Source organism: Marinobacter sp. R17 (genome assembly GCF_003789045.1).
GTDB lineage: Bacteria > Pseudomonadota > Gammaproteobacteria > Pseudomonadales > Oleiphilaceae > Marinobacter_A > Marinobacter_A mangrovi.
In genome coordinates, this window is record NZ_RHGZ01000007.1 from 22,021 (window position 1) to 38,801 (window position 16,781).

30 protein-coding genes are annotated in these 16,781 nt (G+C 55.9%); all 30 read left to right on the forward strand.

Annotated elements, in window-relative coordinates:
• Positions 1–89: 89 nt before the first annotated feature.
• The 30 genes from rpsL to rpsD all read left to right on the forward strand — a co-directional run bounded on the left by rpsL (position 90) and on the right by rpsD (position 16,767).
• Positions 90–464: a 30S ribosomal protein S12 gene (gene rpsL / locus EB809_RS06950; protein ID WP_123634097.1), complete on the forward strand. Its 375-nt coding sequence runs from the start codon at positions 90–92 to the stop codon at positions 462–464.
• A 110-nt stretch (positions 465–574) separates the two neighbouring features.
• Positions 575–1,045 (forward strand): 30S ribosomal protein S7, encoded by a 471-nt coding sequence (rpsG, locus tag EB809_RS06955; RefSeq protein ID WP_111498316.1) that lies wholly within the window; start codon positions 575–577, stop codon positions 1,043–1,045.
• A gap of 18 nt (positions 1,046–1,063) precedes the next feature.
• A complete protein-coding gene (gene fusA / locus EB809_RS06960) occupies positions 1,064–3,169 on the forward strand; it encodes an elongation factor G (RefSeq protein WP_123634098.1) in 2,106 nt (701 codons plus the stop codon).
• A 34-nt stretch (positions 3,170–3,203) separates the two neighbouring features.
• Positions 3,204–4,400: an elongation factor Tu gene (gene tuf / locus EB809_RS06965; RefSeq protein ID WP_123634088.1), complete on the forward strand. Its 1,197-nt coding sequence runs from the start codon at positions 3,204–3,206 to the stop codon at positions 4,398–4,400.
• 188 nt (positions 4,401–4,588) lie between these two features.
• Positions 4,589–4,900: a 30S ribosomal protein S10 gene (rpsJ, locus tag EB809_RS06970; RefSeq protein WP_004580743.1), complete on the forward strand. Its 312-nt coding sequence runs from the start codon at positions 4,589–4,591 to the stop codon at positions 4,898–4,900.
• A gap of 76 nt (positions 4,901–4,976) precedes the next feature.
• On the forward strand, positions 4,977–5,615 hold the full coding sequence (rplC, locus tag EB809_RS06975; protein WP_123634099.1) for a 50S ribosomal protein L3: 639 nt from the start codon (positions 4,977–4,979) through the stop codon (positions 5,613–5,615).
• Positions 5,616–5,626: 11 nt separating this feature from the next.
• Positions 5,627–6,232, forward strand: a complete 606-nt coding sequence (gene rplD / locus EB809_RS06980; protein ID WP_123634100.1) for a 50S ribosomal protein L4 — start codon at positions 5,627–5,629, stop codon at positions 6,230–6,232.
• Entirely contained in the window at positions 6,229–6,522 is a 294-nt protein-coding gene (gene rplW, locus EB809_RS06985) for a 50S ribosomal protein L23 (protein WP_111498311.1), read from the forward strand. Before rplD ends, rplW begins: the two co-directional genes overlap by 4 nt.
• Positions 6,523–6,539: 17 nt before the next feature.
• Positions 6,540–7,367 (forward strand): 50S ribosomal protein L2, encoded by an 828-nt coding sequence (gene rplB / locus EB809_RS06990; RefSeq protein WP_123634101.1) that lies wholly within the window; start codon positions 6,540–6,542, stop codon positions 7,365–7,367.
• A gap of 23 nt (positions 7,368–7,390) precedes the next feature.
• Positions 7,391–7,666, forward strand: a complete 276-nt coding sequence (gene rpsS, locus EB809_RS06995) for a 30S ribosomal protein S19 (protein ID WP_123634102.1) — start codon at positions 7,391–7,393, stop codon at positions 7,664–7,666.
• A 16-nt stretch (positions 7,667–7,682) separates the two neighbouring features.
• Entirely contained in the window at positions 7,683–8,015 is a 333-nt protein-coding gene (rplV, locus tag EB809_RS07000) for a 50S ribosomal protein L22 (RefSeq protein WP_123634103.1), read from the forward strand.
• Positions 8,016–8,026: 11 nt separating this feature from the next.
• Positions 8,027–8,710 carry a 30S ribosomal protein S3 gene (rpsC, locus tag EB809_RS07005; RefSeq protein WP_123634104.1) on the forward strand — a complete coding sequence of 228 codons (684 nt, stop codon included), beginning with the start codon at positions 8,027–8,029 and terminating at the stop codon, positions 8,708–8,710.
• A gap of 12 nt (positions 8,711–8,722) precedes the next feature.
• Positions 8,723–9,136 carry a 50S ribosomal protein L16 gene (rplP, locus tag EB809_RS07010; RefSeq protein WP_092025516.1) on the forward strand — a complete coding sequence of 138 codons (414 nt, stop codon included), beginning with the start codon at positions 8,723–8,725 and terminating at the stop codon, positions 9,134–9,136.
• On the forward strand, positions 9,136–9,327 hold the full coding sequence (gene rpmC, locus EB809_RS07015; RefSeq protein WP_123634224.1) for a 50S ribosomal protein L29: 192 nt from the start codon (positions 9,136–9,138) through the stop codon (positions 9,325–9,327). Before rplP ends, rpmC begins: the two co-directional genes overlap by 1 nt.
• A gap of 1 nt (position 9,328) precedes the next feature.
• Positions 9,329–9,595, forward strand: coding sequence for a 30S ribosomal protein S17 (gene rpsQ, locus EB809_RS07020; RefSeq protein WP_123634105.1), 267 nt, complete (start codon positions 9,329–9,331; stop codon positions 9,593–9,595).
• A 58-nt stretch (positions 9,596–9,653) separates the two neighbouring features.
• The gene (gene rplN / locus EB809_RS07025; RefSeq protein WP_123634106.1) at positions 9,654–10,022 is read left to right on the forward strand and encodes a 50S ribosomal protein L14; all 369 of its coding nucleotides are present in this window, start codon (positions 9,654–9,656) and stop codon (positions 10,020–10,022) included.
• A gap of 16 nt (positions 10,023–10,038) precedes the next feature.
• Complete coding sequence (rplX, locus tag EB809_RS07030; RefSeq protein WP_123634107.1) at positions 10,039–10,359, forward strand: 50S ribosomal protein L24; 321 nt, start codon at positions 10,039–10,041, stop codon at positions 10,357–10,359.
• A gap of 15 nt (positions 10,360–10,374) precedes the next feature.
• On the forward strand, positions 10,375–10,914 hold the full coding sequence (rplE, locus tag EB809_RS07035; protein ID WP_123634108.1) for a 50S ribosomal protein L5: 540 nt from the start codon (positions 10,375–10,377) through the stop codon (positions 10,912–10,914).
• A gap of 12 nt (positions 10,915–10,926) precedes the next feature.
• Positions 10,927–11,232, forward strand: a complete 306-nt coding sequence (gene rpsN, locus EB809_RS07040; RefSeq protein WP_123634109.1) for a 30S ribosomal protein S14 — start codon at positions 10,927–10,929, stop codon at positions 11,230–11,232.
• A gap of 78 nt (positions 11,233–11,310) precedes the next feature.
• Positions 11,311–11,703 carry a 30S ribosomal protein S8 gene (rpsH, locus tag EB809_RS07045; RefSeq protein WP_123634110.1) on the forward strand — a complete coding sequence of 131 codons (393 nt, stop codon included), beginning with the start codon at positions 11,311–11,313 and terminating at the stop codon, positions 11,701–11,703.
• Between the two features lie 9 nt (positions 11,704–11,712).
• Entirely contained in the window at positions 11,713–12,246 is a 534-nt protein-coding gene (rplF, locus tag EB809_RS07050) for a 50S ribosomal protein L6 (RefSeq protein WP_123634111.1), read from the forward strand.
• 9 nt (positions 12,247–12,255) lie between these two features.
• Positions 12,256–12,603, forward strand: a complete 348-nt coding sequence (gene rplR, locus EB809_RS07055; protein ID WP_123634112.1) for a 50S ribosomal protein L18 — start codon at positions 12,256–12,258, stop codon at positions 12,601–12,603.
• 12 nt (positions 12,604–12,615) lie between these two features.
• A complete protein-coding gene (gene rpsE, locus EB809_RS07060) occupies positions 12,616–13,116 on the forward strand; it encodes a 30S ribosomal protein S5 (RefSeq protein WP_123634113.1) in 501 nt (166 codons plus the stop codon).
• A gap of 4 nt (positions 13,117–13,120) precedes the next feature.
• Positions 13,121–13,306 carry a 50S ribosomal protein L30 gene (rpmD, locus tag EB809_RS07065; protein WP_123634114.1) on the forward strand — a complete coding sequence of 62 codons (186 nt, stop codon included), beginning with the start codon at positions 13,121–13,123 and terminating at the stop codon, positions 13,304–13,306.
• Position 13,307: 1 nt separating this feature from the next.
• Positions 13,308–13,742, forward strand: coding sequence for a 50S ribosomal protein L15 (gene rplO / locus EB809_RS07070; RefSeq protein ID WP_123634115.1), 435 nt, complete (start codon positions 13,308–13,310; stop codon positions 13,740–13,742).
• Between the two features lie 17 nt (positions 13,743–13,759).
• A complete protein-coding gene (gene secY, locus EB809_RS07075) occupies positions 13,760–15,079 on the forward strand; it encodes a preprotein translocase subunit SecY (protein ID WP_123634116.1) in 1,320 nt (439 codons plus the stop codon).
• 36 nt (positions 15,080–15,115) lie between these two features.
• Positions 15,116–15,229, forward strand: a complete 114-nt coding sequence (gene rpmJ, locus EB809_RS07080; RefSeq protein ID WP_004580765.1) for a 50S ribosomal protein L36 — start codon at positions 15,116–15,118, stop codon at positions 15,227–15,229.
• Between the two features lie 139 nt (positions 15,230–15,368).
• A complete protein-coding gene (gene rpsM, locus EB809_RS07085; protein ID WP_123634117.1) occupies positions 15,369–15,725 on the forward strand; it encodes a 30S ribosomal protein S13 in 357 nt (118 codons plus the stop codon).
• A gap of 13 nt (positions 15,726–15,738) precedes the next feature.
• Positions 15,739–16,128: a 30S ribosomal protein S11 gene (gene rpsK, locus EB809_RS07090; protein WP_007153992.1), complete on the forward strand. Its 390-nt coding sequence runs from the start codon at positions 15,739–15,741 to the stop codon at positions 16,126–16,128.
• A gap of 18 nt (positions 16,129–16,146) precedes the next feature.
• Positions 16,147–16,767 (forward strand): 30S ribosomal protein S4, encoded by a 621-nt coding sequence (rpsD, locus tag EB809_RS07095; protein WP_123634118.1) that lies wholly within the window; start codon positions 16,147–16,149, stop codon positions 16,765–16,767.
• The last annotated feature ends 14 nt before the right edge of the window (positions 16,768–16,781 follow it).

Here is a 16,781-nt window from a genome sequence, read left to right on the forward strand (position 1 = left end):
ACTGACCAGGGACGCAGGCTTAAACTTGCGTCCCTTAATTTTGCCCCTCGGGGCGATATCAATGATCCAGTATTTTGGAGTTTGCTTACATGGCAACGATTAATCAGTTGGTACGTAAGCCTCGTAAACGCAAGATGGCGAAAAGCGACGTCCCGGCGCTTCAGAGCTGTCCGCAACGTCGGGGTGTATGTACTCGTGTATACACCACCACGCCGAAGAAGCCGAACTCAGCACTGCGTAAAGTGTGCCGTGTTCGTCTGACCAACGGTTACGAGGTGTCTTCCTACATTGGTGGTGAAGGCCACAACCTGCAGGAGCACAGTGTTGTGCTGATCCGCGGCGGTCGAGTAAAAGACTTGCCGGGTGTTCGCTATCACACTGTTCGCGGTACTTTGGATACCCAGGGTGTTCAGAACCGTAAGCAGGGCCGTTCCAAGTACGGTACTAAACGACCCAAGTCCTAATTTCCCTAAGCGGGTCTTTTATCGTTGCCAAACGACGATAAGAGTAAGGCTGAGTAGTCGAATGACTATCTCAGGGGTTCCTGAAGACCTTTTTTACAGAGGGCTTATCGATGCCTAGAAGAAGAGTTGCAGCAAAACGGGAAATCATCCCGGATCCTAAATTTGGCAGCCAGCGTCTGGCCAAATTCATCAACCACGTTATGGAAAGCGGCAAGAAAGCCGTAGCCGAGCGCATTGTTTACGGCGCGCTCGATATCGTGGCTGACAAGTCCAAAGAAGAGCCGATCGAGATGTTCGAAAAGGCTCTGGAGAACATCCAGCCGATGGTTGAGGTTAAGTCCCGTCGTGTTGGTGGTGCGACCTACCAGGTGCCGGTTGAGGTGCGTCCTTCTCGTCAGAACGCACTGGCTATGCGCTGGTTGGTTGAGTTCTCACGCAAGCGTGGTGAAAAGTCCATGGCCCAGCGTCTGGCCGGCGAAATTCTGGATGCTGCCGACAGCAAGGGTGCGGCAGTCAAGAAGCGCGAAGACGTTCATCGCATGGCCGAAGCCAACAAGGCTTTCTCTCACTTCCGTTTCTGATAAGCCGAGGTTTTTACTGTGGCACGCAAGACCCCAATTAAGCGCTATCGCAATATCGGGATTTGTGCGCACGTTGATGCGGGCAAAACCACGACCACCGAGCGCGTTCTGTTCTATACGGGTATCTCTCACAAGATTGGTGAGGTACACGACGGTGCGGCGACCATGGACTGGATGGAGCAGGAGCAGGAGCGTGGTATCACCATCACCTCTGCTGCCACCACCTGTTTCTGGAGTGGCATGGACCAGCAGTACGATGAGCACCGTATCAACATCATCGATACCCCGGGACACGTTGACTTTACCATCGAGGTAGAGCGTTCCCTGCGGGTTCTGGATGGTGCTGTTGTTGTTTTCTGTGGTTCTTCCGGTGTTGAGCCCCAGTCCGAAACAGTATGGCGCCAGGCCAACAAATACGAAGTGCCGCGCATGGTCTTCGTGAACAAGATGGACCGTGCCGGTGCTAACTTCCTGCGCGTCGTTGATCAGATCAAGAGCCGTCTGGGCGCCACGCCGGTGCCGATTCAGCTGCCGATCGGCGCTGAGGAAGACTTTGCAGGTGTTATCGACCTGATCCGTAACAAGGCCATCTACTGGAACGAAGATGACGCTGGCGCGACCTACGACCAGCGCGACGTGCCGGAAGATATGGCGGACGAAGTGGCGATGTACCGCGAGCAGATGGTTGAGGCCGCTGCCGAAGCCAACGAAGAGCTGATGGAGAAGTACCTCGAGGAAGGCGAGCTGTCGATCGAGGACATCAAAAAAGGCCTGCGTCTGCGTACCATCGCTAACGAAATCGTTGTCGCAACTTGTGGCTCTGCCTTCAAGAACAAGGGTGTCCAGGCGGTTCTGGACTCCGTTATCGAATTCCTGCCGGCGCCTGACGAAGTCAAGGCAATCCGTGGTGAAGTCGATGATGAAGGCACTGAAGAAACCCGTCCGGTTGATGACAATGCTCCGTTCGCGGCTCTGGCGTTCAAGATCGCCACCGACCCGTTCGTGGGCACGCTGACCTTCTTCCGCGTGTACTCCGGTAAGCTGGAATCCGGTCAGTCCGTCTACAACTCGGTCAAGCTCAAGAAAGAGCGTGTCGGCCGTATGGTCCAGATGCACTCCAAAGAGCGTCAGGAAATCAAAGAGGTTCTGGCGGGTGACATCGCAGCGGCTATCGGTCTGAAGAGCGTCACCACCGGTGATACTCTGTGTGACGAAAGCGCCAAGATCGTTCTTGAGCGCATGGAATTCCCGGAGCCGGTTATCTCCGTTGCGGTTGAGCCGAAATCCAAGGCTGACCAGGAGAAAATGGGCGTGGCTCTCGGCAAGCTGGCGCAGGAAGATCCGTCTTTCCGTGTCCGCACCGATGAAGAGTCCGGCCAGACCATCATCTCCGGTATGGGTGAGCTTCACCTGGATATCATCGTTGACCGTATGCGTCGCGAGTTCAAGGTGGAAGCGAACATCGGTAAGCCTCAGGTGGCTTATCGTGAGTGCATCCGTAAAGCGGTTGATGTCGAAGGCAAGTTCGTTCGTCAGTCCGGTGGTCGTGGTCAGTACGGTCACGTTCACGTGAAGTTCGAGCCGATTCCGCTGGATGACGAAGATGCTGAAAACTTCATCTTCGTGAATGAAATCGTGGGTGGTGTGGTTCCCAAGGAATACATCCCGGCGGTTTCCCAGGGCATCGAAGAGCAGATGCAGAACGGTATCCTGGCGGGCTACCCGCTGCTGGGTATCAAGGCGACGCTGCACGATGGTTCCTATCACGATGTTGACTCGAACGAGATGGCGTTCAAGATCGCTGGCTCCATGGCGCTGAAGAAAGCCGCCGAGCAGGCGAGTCCGGCGCTTCTCGAGCCGATGATGAAGGTCGAAGTCGTTACCCCGGAAGACTACATGGGTGACGTTGTAGGTGACCTGAACCGTCGTCGTGGTCTCGTTCAGGGTATGGAAGATAGCCCTGCGGGCAAAATCATCCGTGCCGAGGTTCCGTTGTCGGAGATGTTCGGTTACGCCACCGATCTGCGTTCTGCAACGCAAGGTCGTGCGTCCTACGCGATGGAGTTCGCTGGTTACTCAGAAGCTCCTTCGAACATTGCCGAAGCGATCATTAAAAAGGGTTGATACCCGGATCTAAGAAACAGGAAGAGGTGTAACCGTGTCTAAAGAAAAATTTGAGCGTAATAAACCGCACGTGAACGTGGGCACGATTGGCCACGTTGACCATGGTAAAACCACGCTGACAGCCGCCCTGACTCGTGTGTGTCACGAGGTTTGGGGTACGGGTACTGCAAGTGCTTTCGACCAGATCGATAACGCACCGGAAGAGAAGGCGCGTGGTATCACCATCGCGACGTCTCACGTTGAGTACGATTCCCCGACGCGTCACTACGCACACGTTGACTGCCCGGGCCACGCCGACTACGTGAAGAACATGATCACGGGTGCGGCGCAGATGGACGGCGCGATCCTGGTTTGCTCCGCAGCTGACGGCCCGATGCCGCAGACGCGTGAGCACATCCTGCTGTCCCGCCAGGTCGGCGTTCCGTTCATCGTTGTGTTCCTGAACAAAGCGGACATGGTCGATGACGAAGAGCTGCTGGAACTGGTTGAGATGGAAGTGCGTGACCTGCTGAGCCAGTACGACTTCCCGGGCGACGACACGCCGATCATCACCGGTTCTGCACTGATGGCGCTGGAAGGCAAGGATGACAACGAAATGGGTACAACCGCTGTCAAGAAGCTGGTTGAAGCCCTGGACGAGTACATCCCTGAGCCGGAGCGTGCGATCGATCAGCCGTTCCTGATGCCGATCGAGGACGTCTTCTCCATCTCCGGTCGTGGTACCGTTGTGACCGGTCGTGTTGAGCGTGGCATCATCAAGGTGGGTGACGAAGTGGAAATCGTGGGCATTCGCGACACCACCAAGACCACCTGTACCGGTGTTGAGATGTTCCGTAAGCTGCTGGACGAAGGTCGCGCGGGTGAGAATGTGGGTGTTCTGCTGCGTGGTACCAAGCGTGACGACGTTGAGCGTGGTCAGGTCCTGGCGGTGCCGGGTTCCATTACCCCGCACACCAAGTTCGAGTCCGAAGTTTACGTGCTGAGCAAGGAAGAAGGTGGTCGTCATACGCCGTTCTTCAAGGGCTACCGTCCGCAGTTCTACTTCCGTACCACCGACGTAACGGGTGCGTGTGAGCTGCCGGAAGGTGTCGAGATGGTTATGCCGGGTGACAACGTCAAGCTGGTTGCCACTCTGATTGCCCCGATCGCCATGGAAGAAGGTCTGCGCTTCGCGATCCGCGAGGGTGGCCGTACCGTTGGCGCGGGTGTTGTCGCCAAGATCATCGAGTAATCGATCGGTCTTCGGGAAAAGGGGCTGCTTTGTGCAGCCCCTTTTTCTATGAAGATAGGTAATTATCCGACTGTAGAGGGAGATGGTGTCGCACGCCTGCTTGACAGGGTTGTGCGTTCTGCATACAATGCGGCTCCTTTTTTTAAGGTCGGCTAACAGTAGCTGCTACGAGTGGAGTTTGGTGCAACATGCAAAGCCAAAAGATCAGAATTCGGTTGAAGGCGTTTGATTATCGCCTGATCGACCAGTCCACGCAGGAGATCGTCGATACCGCGAAGCGGACCGGCGCTCAGGTGCGTGGTCCGATTCCTCTGCCGACGCGCAAGGAAAAGTACACGGTATTGATCTCTCCGCACGTCAACAAAGACGCGCGCGATCAGTATGAAATTCGTACGCATAAGCGTCTGCTCGACATTGTTGAGCCGACGGAAAAGACAGTAGATGCATTGATGAAGCTTGATCTGGCTGCCGGTGTAGACGTTCAGATCAGCCTCGGCTAACGCGCAACGCGTTGGTTTGTGTAACTGTCGTAAGGCCATAGAGGGTGAGAGCCCCGTACACTTTAAGAGGTGAAACATGGCAATTGGTGTTGTCGGTCGTAAGGCCGGTATGACCCGTATTTTTACGGATGACGGGCGCGCAGTGCCCGTAACGGTGATTGAGGTTGAAGCCAACCGTATCACCCAACTCAAGACACTCGAGTCAGATGGCTACCGTGCAGTCCAGGTGACTGTTGGTAAGCGTCGCGCTTCCCGTGTAACCAAGAGTGAGTCCGGACATTTCGCCAAGGCGGGCGTAGAAGCTGGTCGTGGCGTATGGGAATTTCGTCTGGCAGATGGCGAAGGTGAAGACCTTCAGGCCGGCGGCGAAATCGTAGCTACTACCTTTGAAGCGGGTCAGTTCGTTGATGCAACGGCGACCTCCAAGGGTAAGGGCTTTGCCGGTACCGTCAAGCGCTGGAATTTCTCCATGCAGGACGCCACTCACGGTAACTCCCTGTCGCATCGGGCGCCTGGTTCAATTGGTCAGAACCAGACTCCGGGTAAAGTTTTCAAAGGCAAGAAGATGGCTGGCCAGATGGGCAATGAGCGGGTCACCGTTCAGAACCTGGAAGTGGTCCGCGTCGATGCTGAGCGCAACCTGCTGCTCGTCAAAGGTGCCGTTCCCGGCGCTACTGGCGGCGACGTTGTCATCAAGCCTGCAGTTAAAGCCTGAGGAGCGATGCGATGGAACTGAAAATTACTGGTAGCAGCGAAGGCGTTTCCGTATCTGACGCCGCATTCGCGAAAGATTTCAACGAGTCGCTGGTCCATCAGGTCGTGACGGCTTATATGGCCGGCGGTCGCCAGGGCACTCGTGCCCAGAAGACCCGCTCTGAAGTGAGTGGCGGTGGTAAGAAGCCATGGCGCCAGAAGGGTACCGGTCGCGCCCGTGCGGGTACGATTCGTAGCCCGATCTGGCGTAGCGGTGGTGTGACGTTTGCTGCCAAGCCGCAAGATCACTCCCAGAAAGTGAACCGCAAGATGTACCGTGCGGCACTGCGCTCTATTTTCTCTGAGCTGGTGCGTCAGGAGCGTCTGGTCGTGGTTGACGACGTGGTTGTTGACTCGCCCAAGACCAAGGCGTTCAGCGCCAAGCTCAAGGATCTGGGTGTGTCCAATGCGCTGATTCTGGCAGATACCGTCGAGCAGAACCTGCACCTGGCTTCGCGCAATATTCCGCACGTTGACGTGCGTGACGTTGCCGGTCTGGATCCGGTGAGCCTGGTTGCTCACGAGAACGTTGTGGTTACCGTGCCGGCTCTGAAGAAGATTGAGGAGATGCTGGGATGAATCAGGAACGTATTTATAAGGTCCTGCTGGGACCGCATGTTTCCGAGAAGGCCTCCTTGGTCGCCGAAAACAACCAGGTTGTATTTCGAGTCGCGGCTGACGCTACCAAGCCGGAGGTTAAACGCGCTGTTGAGCAACTGTTCAACGTCAAAGTCGAAGGTGTTCAGATCCTGAACCGCAAGGGTAAGTTGAAGCGCACGGTACGTGGCTTCGGTAAGCGCGATGATCTTCGCAAAGCTTACGTTCGTCTTGCGGAAGGTCAGGAAATCGACTTTGTGGATGTGGAATAAGGTAAAGGGGTCGTAAAATGCCGATCGTCAAAACCAAGCCAACATCGCCCGGCCGCCGTCACGTTGTAAAGACTTACAACCCTGACCTGCACAAAGGCAAGCCTTTCGAGCCGTTGGTTGAATCTCTGAGCCGCACCGGTGGTCGTAACCATTTCGGTCGGATCACCACGCGTCATGTCGGTGGTGGCCACAAGCGTCATTACCGTCTGATCGACTTTAAGCGGACCAAAGATGGTATCCCGGCCGTTGTAGAACGTCTGGAATACGATCCGAACCGCTCTGCGCACATTGCGCTGCTCAAGTACGCCGATGGCGAGCGTCGCTACATTATCGCTCCCAAGGGTGTCGTAGTAGGGCAGGAAGTGCGCTCTGGCATCGACGCGCCAATCAAGGTGGGTAGCACGCTGCCGCTCCGGAATATTCCGGTCGGTTCCGTCATCCACTGCGTCGAACTCAAGCCTGGAAAGGGTGCTCAGCTGGCTCGCAGTGCGGGCGCATCCGTACAGCTGGTTGCTCGTGAAGGCGCGTATGCAACGCTGCGTCTTCGTTCAGGTGAAATGCGTAAGGTGCTTGTTGAGTGTCGTGCAACGTTGGGCGAAGTGTCCAACAGCGAGCACACCCTCAAGCAGCTTGGTAAAGCGGGTGCATCACGTTGGCGCGGCAAACGCCCAACAGTACGTGGTGTTGCTATGAACCCAGTTGACCACCCGCATGGTGGTGGTGAAGGGCGTACCTCTGGCGGGCGTCACCCGGTTACTCCGTGGGGTGTTCCGACCAAAGGGCATAAGACTCGTAAGAACAAGCGTACTGACCGAATGATAGTACGTCGTCGTTCAGCCAAGTAAACGACTACATAGAGGTATTTGCTGTGCCACGTTCTTTGAAGAAAGGTCCTTTTATTGACCTGCATCTGTTGAAGAAGGTTGAGGCAGCTCTGGAATCCAACGACAAGCGACCGATCAAGACCTGGTCGCGCCGGTCGACGGTTTTCCCGGAGATGGTAGGCCTGACCATTGCAATCCATAACGGCAAGCAACACGTGCCGGTCCATGTCTCTGAAGACATGGTGGGTCACAAGCTGGGTGAGTTCGCTGCTACGCGTACTTACCGCGGTCATGCTGCCGACAAGAAAGCTAAACGCTGATTGAGGGTATAGAGAAATGGAAGTAGCGGCTAAGTACAAAGGCGCTCGCCTCTCTGCTCAGAAAGCGCGTCTTGTCGCAGATCAGGTCCGCGGCAAGGCAGTAGAGGAAGCCCTGAATATTCTGACTTTCAGCCCGAAAAAGGCGGCGGTAGTGATCAAGAAAGCCTTGGAATCTGCCATTGCCAACGCTGAGCATAACGAAGGTCTGGACGTTGACGAGTTGCGGGTAGCCACCATCATGGTGGACGAAGGCCCGACGCTCAAGCGAATCAAGGCTCGAGCTAAGGGGCGCGCTGATCGTATTTTCAAGCGCACCTGTCATATCACCGTCAAGGTCGCCGACAAGTAGGAGATGCTCAGATGGGTCATAAAGTAAATCCAACCGGTATTCGGCTGGGTGTGATTAAAGAGCACAACTCAGTCTGGTATGCCGAAAAAGGGGAATACGCGAAAAACCTCCTGAACGACATTCAGGTGCGTGAATTCCTGCAAAAGCGTCTGGTGAAGGCGTCTGTAAGCAAGATTGTGATCGAGCGCCCTGCTCAGAACGCCCGTATCACGATCCATACTGCCCGTCCCGGTATTGTTATCGGTAAGAAGGGTGAAGATGTTGACCGTCTGCGTCGCGAAGTCAGCGGCATGATGGGTGTGCCTGTGCACATCAACATCGAAGAGGTCCGTAAGCCGGATCTGGATGCCAAACTGGTTGCCCAGAACGTGGCTGGCCAGCTGGAGCGTCGTGTGATGTTCCGTCGCGCCATGAAGCGCGCGGTTCAGAACGCCATGCGCCAGGGCGCAAAAGGTATCAAGATCCAGGTCGGCGGCCGTCTGGGTGGCGCGGAAATCGCGCGTTCCGAATGGTATCGCGAAGGTCGGGTGCCTCTGCACACACTGCGTGCAGACATCGACTACGCAACCTACGAAGCGCAGACCACCTACGGCATCATCGGCGTCAAGGTATGGATCTTCAAGGGCGAGATTCTTGGCGGCATGGAACAAGTCCGTGCTGAGAAGGATGCCTCTCGCAAGAAAGGTTCTAAGTAAAGGGGCACTCGTATGCTGCAGCCAAAACGTACGAAATTTCGCAAGGTAATGAAAGGCCGTAACACCGGTCTCGCTCAGCGCGGTAACAAGGTGAGCTTCGGTGAGTACGGATTGAAAGCGACTAGCCGTGGCCGTATAACTGCGCGCCAGATCGAAGCGGCACGTCGGACAATGACCCGTCGTATCAAGCGGGGTGGTAAGATCTGGATCCGGGTTTTCCCGGACAAGCCGATCACCGGTAAGCCGCTGGAAGTACGGATGGGTAAAGGTAAGGGTTCTGTCGAGTACTGGGTTGCTGAAATCCAGCCGGGCAAAATGCTGTATGAAATGGAAGGTGTTGCTGAAGAAGTGGCGCGTGAAGCGTTCACTCTGGCCGCCGCCAAACTGCCTGTTTCGACAACCTTCGTTACGAGGACGGTGATGTGATGAAAGCAACAGAGCTGCGCGAAAAATCAGTCGAGGAGCTGAACAAAGAGCTGATCGACCTCCTTAAGGAGCAGTTCAACCTGCGCATGCGCAAGGCGACAGGTCAGCTGAATCAGTCTCACCTCCTCAGCAAGGTTAAGCGCGACGTTGCTCGCGTGAAAACAGTATTGAACGAAAAGGCAGGACAGTGACATGACTGAAGCTACTAATACTGCCAGAACCCTGAGCGGCAAGGTCGTGAGCAACAAGATGGACAAGTCCATCGTGGTTCTGGTGGAGCGCCAGGTGAAACACCCGCTGTACGGTAAGTACATCAAGCGCTCAACCAAGATTCACGCTCACGACGAAAGTAACCAGTGCAACATCGGCGACACCGTTCGGATCGAGGAAACTCGTCCGATCTCCAAGACCAAGAGCTGGGCTCTGGTTGATGTCGTCGAACGCGCTTCGAAGGTGTAACTCGCCCGGACGGTGAGTCTTGTCGTAACGGCAAAGTGGTTTCTGCTGGAGAACAACCATGATTCAGACTCAAACAATGCTTGAGGTCGCGGACAACAGTGGTGCCCGTCAGGTGATGTGCATCAAGGTCCTGGGCGGTTCACACCGGCGTTACGCCAGCGTGGGAGATATCATCAAGGTGACCGTTAAGGAAGCCATCCCCCGCGGGAAAGTGCGCAAAGGCCAGGTCCTCAAGGCTGTCGTAGTGCGTACCGCCAAGGGCGTTCGTCGCCCGGACGGTTCGTTGATTCGCTTCGACGGTAACGCGGCTGTACTTCTGAACAACCAGGACGCGCCGATCGGCACCCGGATCTTTGGACCGGTGACCCGTGAGCTGCGTAGCGAAAAGTTCATGAAGATTATTTCACTGGCACCCGAAGTACTGTAAGGACTAGAGGCCGGTTATGAAGAAGATCAAACGAGATGACGAAGTCATCGTCACCACGGGAAAAGATAAGGGTAAGCGCGGCAAGGTCCTGAAGGTCCAGGCCGACGGAAAGGTGATTGTTTCCGGGATCAACATGATCAAGAAGCACACCAAGCCCAACCCGATGCTCGGCACGCCGGGTGGCATCGTCGAGAAAGAAGCACCTATCCAGGCTTCCAACGTGGCTATTTTTAATCCGCAGACCGGCAAAGCCGATCGCGTCGGCTTCCAGAGCAAGGAAGACGGCGGCAAAATGCGGATTTTCAAGTCCACGAAAGAAGCTGTCGATAACCAGTAAGCGGTGGTGGTTACGATGCTTAACATGAAAGAGATGTACAAACAGGACGTGGTACCCGCGCTGCAACAGGCGTTCGAATACAAGAACCCGATGCAGGTGCCGCGTATTGAGAAAATCACCCTGAACATGGGTGTCGGTGAAGCGGTTGGCGACAAGAAGCTGATCGAGAATGCGCTTGCAGATCTCGAGCAGCTGTCTGGTCAGAAGCCGGTAGTCACCAAGGCGCGTAAATCCGTCGCGGGCTTCAAGATTCGTGAAGGTTGGCCGATCGGTTGTAAAGTCACGCTGCGCGGTGAGCGTATGTGGGACTTCTTCGATCGCCTGGTTCACATCGCGATTCCCCGTGTGCGTGACTTCCGTGGCCTGAATCCGAAGTCTTTTGACGGTCGCGGCAACTACAGCATGGGTGTGCGTGAGCAGATCATCTTCCCGGAAATCGAGTACGACAAGGTCGACAAGATTCGCGGGCTGGATATCACCATCACCACCAGTGCGGGTAGCGACGAAGAAGGCCGTGAACTGCTGAAAGCTTTCGGCTTTCCGTTCAAGAAATAAGGAACGAGCGTAATGGCTAAGGTATCGATGAAGAATCGCGAGCTGAAGCGCCAGAAGACTGTCGAGAAATACGCAGTCAAGCGCGCTGAGCTCAAGGCGATTATCAAGAACCCGAATACCAGCGACGAAGAACGCTGGGATGCGCAGATCAAACTGCAGAAGCTCCCGCGTAATGCCAGCCCGGCACGTCTTCGTAACCGTTGCCAGGTCACTGGTCGTCCGCACGGCGTTCTGCGCAAATTCCAGCTTTCTCGCATCAAGTTGCGTGAAGCCGGCATGCGTGGTGACGTACCGGGCCTGACCAAGTCGAGCTGGTAAAGGTAGGCACTTCGGTGCCTGTTGGTAAGCGGTGCGGCAAGCCGCTGCACAACTGAAAAGATCAGGAGCCTCATACCAATGAGTATGCAAGACACGCTTGCGGATATGATTACTCGCATCCGCAATGCTCAGATGGCATCCAAAGCTGATGTGACGATGCCGTCATCAAAAATGAAGGTCTCCGTAGCCCAGGTCCTGAAGGACGAAGGCTATGTCGAGGACTTCTCCGTTACAGCTGACGCCAAGCCGGAACTGACTGTGACCCTCCGTTATTTCGAGGGCAAGCCGGTTATCGAGTCTATCAAGCGAGTCAGCCGTCCGAGTCTGCGCCAGTACAAAGGCGCTGGGGAACTGCCGAAGGTAGCCGGTGGTCTGGGAATCGCCATCGTGTCAACGTCCAAGGGCGTTATGACCGATCGCGCCGCGCGTCAAGCCGGCGTTGGTGGCGAAGTCATCTGCACCGTATTTTAGGAGTTACACATGTCCAGGGTTGCCAATAATCCTGTCGTGCTGCCTTCCGGTGTTGAGGTTAAGCTGAGCGGACAGGATATCAACGTGAAGGGCTCCAAGGGAGCGCTTCAATTCACCATTCATGACGCGGTAGAAGTGAAGCAGGAAGAAAACGTCCTGCGTTTCGCTGCGCGTGATGGCGCAAAACAGTCTCGTGCCCTTGCCGGTACTACCCGTGCACTGGTTAACAACATGGTGACTGGCGTCAGCACCGGCTTTGAGCGCAAGCTGCAGCTGGTGGGCGTGGGTTATCGTGCCCAGGCACAAGGGAAAAAGCTCAATCTGACTCTGGGTTTCTCTCACCCGGTTGAGTACGAGCTGCCCGAAGGTATCACGGCTGAAACACCGTCGAATACGGAAGTCGTGATTCGGGGTATCGATAAGCAACAGGTTGGTCAGGTCGCAGCGGAAATCCGCGCCTACCGTCCGCCCGAGCCTTATAAAGGTAAGGGTGTGCGTTATGCGGATGAGCTGGTCAGACGTAAAGAGGCCAAGAAGAAATAAGGCGGGACTATGAGCGCGAATAACGAAAGATTGCGTCGCGCACGTAAAGTGCGTATGAAGATCCGTGAACTGGGCGCCAACCGTCTCTGCGTACATCGTACGCCGCGGCACATGTATGCCCAGGTCACGACTGCTGATGGTAGTAAGGTTCTGGCATCTGCCTCCACACTGGACAAGGAATTGCGCCAGGGTGCGACCGGCAACGTTGACGCTGCCAAGCAAGTCGGCAAGCTCATTGCAGAGCGTGCCAAGGCAGCCGGTATTGAGCAGGTTGCATTCGACCGTTCCGGCTATCGCTATCATGGTCGCATCCAGGCTTTGGCCGATGCGGCACGTGAAGCTGGCCTGCAATTCTAAGAGGTGGAGAAGATGAGCGTGAACGAACAGAAAGCGCCTGAGCTCCAGGAAAAGCTGGTTCAGGTCAACCGCGTCGCGAAGGTTGTGAAGGGCGGTCGTATTTTCGCCTTCACTGCGCTGACTGTGGTGGGTGATGGTAAAGGTCGTGTTGGCTTCGGTCGTGGCAAGGCGCGTGAAGTGCCGGTCGCTATCCAGAAAGCTATGGAAGCAGCACGTAAGAACATGGTTGATGTACCGCTGAAGGGCAACACCCTGCAGTACCCGGTCCAAGCGGCCCACGGTGGTTCCAAGGTGTACATGCAGCCGGCTTCAGAAGGTACCGGTATCATCGCCGGTGGTGCGATGCGTGCGGTACTGGAAGTGGCAGGTGTTCAGAACGTCCTGTCCAAGTGTTACGGCTCGACCAATCCGGTCAACGTGGTCCGTTCCACTATCAAGGGTCTCCAGGCCATGAAGTCGCCTGAAGACGTTGCAGCCAAGCGCGGCAAGACCGTGGAAGATATTCTGGGTTGAAGTCATGGCGAACAAGACAATGAAAGTCACTCTGACCCGCAGCCCGATCGGCTGTCAGCCCAAGCACAAAGAGTGCGTCAAGGGCCTGGGTCTGCGTAAGATCGGTCACACTGTCGAGGTTGAGGACACTGCGTCCACGCGCGGCATGGTGAACCGTATTAATTACCTGGTACGGGTTGAGGAGAACTAAGATGCGTTTGAACGAGCTTAGTCCTGAAGCCGGTTCTCGCCCGGACGGCAAGCGTGTCGGTCGCGGTATCGGTAGCGGCCTCGGTAAAACCGGCGGCCGCGGTCACAAGGGTCTGAAGTCCCGCTCCGGCGGCAGCGTAGCGCCTGGTTTCGAGGGTGGTCAGCAGCCGTTGGCCCGTCGTCTGCCGAAGTTCGGTTTCACCTCGCGTCAGCAGCGTTATGAGGCGGAGATCCGCCTGAATGAGCTGGCCAAGGTTGAAGGCGATGTCGCAGACCTGGATGCGCTGAAAAAGGCGGACATTATCCGTGAGGAAATCCGTGTAGCGAAGGTGATCCTCTCTGGCGAGCTGACCCGTCCGGTCACCGTCAAGGGTCTCAAGGTCACCAAAGGCGCGCGTGAAGCCATCACGGCTGCAGGCGGTAAAATCGAAGAATAAGGCGAGTCGGGGACATAATGGCCAAGACAGCATCAATGCCGGCGGGAGCCGGGAAGGGACTGGCGGAGCTGCGTTCGCGGCTCTGGTTCGTATTCCTGGCGCTACTGGTGTACCGCATCGGTGCCCACATTCCGGTACCGGGTATTAATCCTGATCGCTTGGCAGCACTGTTCGAACAGAACCAGGGCACGATCCTGGGTCTGTTCAACATGTTCTCCGGCGGTGCCCTTGAGCGGATGAGTATCTTCGCGCTGGGCATCATGCCTTACATCTCGGCCTCGATCATCATGCAGCTGATGACGGCTGTGAGCCCTCAACTCGAGCAGTTGAAGAAAGAGGGTGAAGCCGGACGCCGCAAGATCAGTCAGTACACGCGCTACGGCACGGTACTTCTGGCCCTGGTTCAGGGCCTTGGTATTTCTGTCGGACTGGCTTCTCAGGGAGTCACGTTCAATGACAGCTTCAGCTTCCACTTCGTGGCGGTTGTGTCGTTCGTGTGTGGTGCCGTTTTCATGATGTGGCTGGGTGAGCAGATCACTGAGCGGGGTATCGGCAACGGTATTTCCCTGCTGATCTTCTCCGGTATCGTCGCGGGTCTCCCCGGGGCGATCGGCCAGACCCTGGAACAGGCGCGCAGTGGTGAAATGAGTCTGCTGGTGGTTCTGGGTATAGCGATCCTCGCGGTTGCGGTCATTGGCTTCGTGGTATTCATGGAGCGCGGCCAGCGCCGGTTGACGATCAACTATGCCAAGCGCCAACAGGGACGCCGGGTGTTTGCCCAGCAATCCAGCCATTTGCCGCTGAAGGTCAACATGGCGGGTGTCATTCCGCCGATCTTCGCGTCCTCCATTCTGCTGTTCCCGGCCTCTCTGGGGCAGTGGTTTGGTCAGGGTGAAGGCATGGAGTGGTTGAGCAGCATTTCTCAGGCCCTGGCGCCGAGTCAGCCGCTCTATATCATCCTGTTCGCAGCAGCGGTCATGTTCTTCTGCTTCTTCTACACGGCGTTGATGTATAACCCGCGTGAAGTAGCGGACAACCTGAAGCGCTCCGGCGCTTTCATCCCGGGTATTCGTCCGGGTGAGCAGACGGCGAAGTACATCGATGGTGTGTTGACCCGGTTGACCCTGTTCGGTGCGCTGTACATTACGGCAGTGTCCCTGTTCCCGCAGTTCCTGATGGTGGCCGGTAACGTTCCGTTCTACCTGGGGGGAACGTCGCTGCTGATCGTGGTTGTGGTCGTGATGGATTTCATGGCACAGGTTCAGTCTCATCTGATGTCCCATCAGTATGAGTCGCTGATGAAAAAGTCCAATCTCAAGGGCTATGGTCGGGGCTGATTTCGGTCAGCCCCCCCGGTAACACTGGAGTCGACAATGAAAGTACGCGCTTCGGTAAAGAAAATTTGCCGTAACTGCAAAGTCATTCGTCGCAATGGCTCGGTCCGAGTCATTTGCACGGAGCCTCGTCACAAGCAGCGTCAAGGCTGATATCGAACCCGATATCAATCTGAATCGCGAGGGGGCGAAATGGTGGTGCTTGATCTTTCTCTGATCAAGCGCTATCATTTCGCGCCCTTTTTGTGGCGGAAAATTCACACAGCAAAGCTTTGAACGCGGAGTAATTTGGATGGCACGTATAGCCGGTGTCAATATACCCGACAACAAACATGCTGTTATCTCACTGACTTACATCTTTGGAGTCGGTAAGACAACAGCTCAGAAGCTTTGCGATGCAGCCGGCGTCAAGCCGGACGCCAAGGTCAAAGACCTGAGCGACGATGAAGTTGAATCACTTCGTACCGAAGTGGGCAAACTGAGCGTCGAAGGTGATCTGCGTCGTGAAGTTCAGATGAACATCAAGCGTTTGAAGGATCTGGGCTGCTTCCGTGGTCTGCGTCATCGTCACGGCCTTCCGGTCCGTGGCCAGCGCACGAAGACCAACGCTCGCACCCGCAAAGGTCCTCGCAAACCGATTCGTAAGTAATAGGTAGGCAAACATGGCAAAGCCAGGTACACGTACCCGTAAAAAGGTGAAAAAGACGGTTGTTGATGGCGTCGCGCACATCCACGCGTCCTTCAACAACACGATCGTGACCATCTCTGACCGTCAGGGCAATGTTTTGTCCTGGGCCACCTCCGGTGGTTCTGGTTTCCGTGGTTCACGCAAGAGCACACCTTTTGCTGCGCAGGTAGCAGCTGAAAGAGCCGGTAATGCGGCTGCTGAATACGGCCTTAAAAACCTGGATGTAGAGGTTAAGGGTCCTGGGCCCGGACGTGAATCCGCTGTACGCGCGCTGAATGCTTGCGGGTACAAGATTACCAACATCACTGATGTCACGCCGATTCCGCATAACGGCTGCCGTCCGCCCAAAAAGCGCCGCGTGTAAGACAGGAGACAGTGAAGTATGGCACGTTACATAGGTCCAAAATGTAAGCTGTCTCGTCGTGAAGGGACAGATCTTTTCCTGAAGAGCGGCGTCCGCGCACTGGATTCCAAGTGCAACATCGAAACGCCTCCGGGTATGCACGGTGCGCGCCGCGGTCGTCTGTCCGAGTACGGCGTGCAGCTCCGCGAAAAGCAAAAGGTTCGTCGTATCTACGGCGTCCTGGAAAAACAGTTCCGGAACTACTACAAGGAAGCCGCCCGCATCAAGGGTGCAACAGGTGAGAACCTGCTTCAGCTTCTGGAAGGTCGTCTGGACAATGTCGTATACCGCATGGGTTTTGGTTCGACCCGTGCTGAAGCCCGTCAGCTTGTGTCGCACAAGGCCATTCTGGTGAATGATAGCGTCGTGAACATTCCGTCCTATCAGGTCAAGCCGGGTGACGTGGTCAGCGTTCGCGAGAAAGCTAAAAACCAGCTGCGTGTTAAAGGCGCTCTGGATCTCGCGGGCAATCGCGCCCCTGTGAGCTGGGTAGAGGTCGACGCCAACAAGATGTCAGGCGTTTACAGTTCAGTGCCTGAGCGGACTGAACTGCCGGCCGACATCAACGAGAACCTCATCGTCGAGCTTTACTCCAAGTAAGGCCTGAGTTAGCA

Coding starts and splice junctions, on each gene's coding strand:
- rpsL (WP_123634097.1), top strand. CDS start 90: ATGGCAACGATTAATCAGTTGGTACGTAAGCCTCGTAAACGCAAGATG.
- rpsG (WP_111498316.1), top strand. CDS start 575: ATGCCTAGAAGAAGAGTTGCAGCAAAACGGGAAATCATCCCGGATCCT.
- rpsJ (WP_004580743.1), top strand. CDS start 4,589: ATGCAAAGCCAAAAGATCAGAATTCGGTTGAAGGCGTTTGATTATCGC.
- rplC (WP_123634099.1), top strand. CDS start 4,977: ATGGCAATTGGTGTTGTCGGTCGTAAGGCCGGTATGACCCGTATTTTT.
- rplD (WP_123634100.1), top strand. CDS start 5,627: ATGGAACTGAAAATTACTGGTAGCAGCGAAGGCGTTTCCGTATCTGAC.
- rplW (WP_111498311.1), top strand. CDS start 6,229: ATGAATCAGGAACGTATTTATAAGGTCCTGCTGGGACCGCATGTTTCC.
- rplB (WP_123634101.1), top strand. CDS start 6,540: ATGCCGATCGTCAAAACCAAGCCAACATCGCCCGGCCGCCGTCACGTT.
- rplV (WP_123634103.1), top strand. CDS start 7,683: ATGGAAGTAGCGGCTAAGTACAAAGGCGCTCGCCTCTCTGCTCAGAAA.
- rpsC (WP_123634104.1), top strand. CDS start 8,027: ATGGGTCATAAAGTAAATCCAACCGGTATTCGGCTGGGTGTGATTAAA.
- rplP (WP_092025516.1), top strand. CDS start 8,723: ATGCTGCAGCCAAAACGTACGAAATTTCGCAAGGTAATGAAAGGCCGT.
- rpmC (WP_123634224.1), top strand. CDS start 9,136: ATGAAAGCAACAGAGCTGCGCGAAAAATCAGTCGAGGAGCTGAACAAA.
- rpsQ (WP_123634105.1), top strand. CDS start 9,329: ATGACTGAAGCTACTAATACTGCCAGAACCCTGAGCGGCAAGGTCGTG.
- rplN (WP_123634106.1), top strand. CDS start 9,654: ATGATTCAGACTCAAACAATGCTTGAGGTCGCGGACAACAGTGGTGCC.
- rplX (WP_123634107.1), top strand. CDS start 10,039: ATGAAGAAGATCAAACGAGATGACGAAGTCATCGTCACCACGGGAAAA.
- rplE (WP_123634108.1), top strand. CDS start 10,375: ATGCTTAACATGAAAGAGATGTACAAACAGGACGTGGTACCCGCGCTG.
- rpsN (WP_123634109.1), top strand. CDS start 10,927: ATGGCTAAGGTATCGATGAAGAATCGCGAGCTGAAGCGCCAGAAGACT.
- rpsH (WP_123634110.1), top strand. CDS start 11,311: ATGAGTATGCAAGACACGCTTGCGGATATGATTACTCGCATCCGCAAT.
- rplF (WP_123634111.1), top strand. CDS start 11,713: ATGTCCAGGGTTGCCAATAATCCTGTCGTGCTGCCTTCCGGTGTTGAG.
- rplR (WP_123634112.1), top strand. CDS start 12,256: ATGAGCGCGAATAACGAAAGATTGCGTCGCGCACGTAAAGTGCGTATG.
- rpsE (WP_123634113.1), top strand. CDS start 12,616: ATGAGCGTGAACGAACAGAAAGCGCCTGAGCTCCAGGAAAAGCTGGTT.
- rpmD (WP_123634114.1), top strand. CDS start 13,121: ATGGCGAACAAGACAATGAAAGTCACTCTGACCCGCAGCCCGATCGGC.
- rplO (WP_123634115.1), top strand. CDS start 13,308: ATGCGTTTGAACGAGCTTAGTCCTGAAGCCGGTTCTCGCCCGGACGGC.
- secY (WP_123634116.1), top strand. CDS start 13,760: ATGGCCAAGACAGCATCAATGCCGGCGGGAGCCGGGAAGGGACTGGCG.
- rpmJ (WP_004580765.1), top strand. CDS start 15,116: ATGAAAGTACGCGCTTCGGTAAAGAAAATTTGCCGTAACTGCAAAGTC.
- rpsM (WP_123634117.1), top strand. CDS start 15,369: ATGGCACGTATAGCCGGTGTCAATATACCCGACAACAAACATGCTGTT.
- rpsK (WP_007153992.1), top strand. CDS start 15,739: ATGGCAAAGCCAGGTACACGTACCCGTAAAAAGGTGAAAAAGACGGTT.
- rpsD (WP_123634118.1), top strand. CDS start 16,147: ATGGCACGTTACATAGGTCCAAAATGTAAGCTGTCTCGTCGTGAAGGG.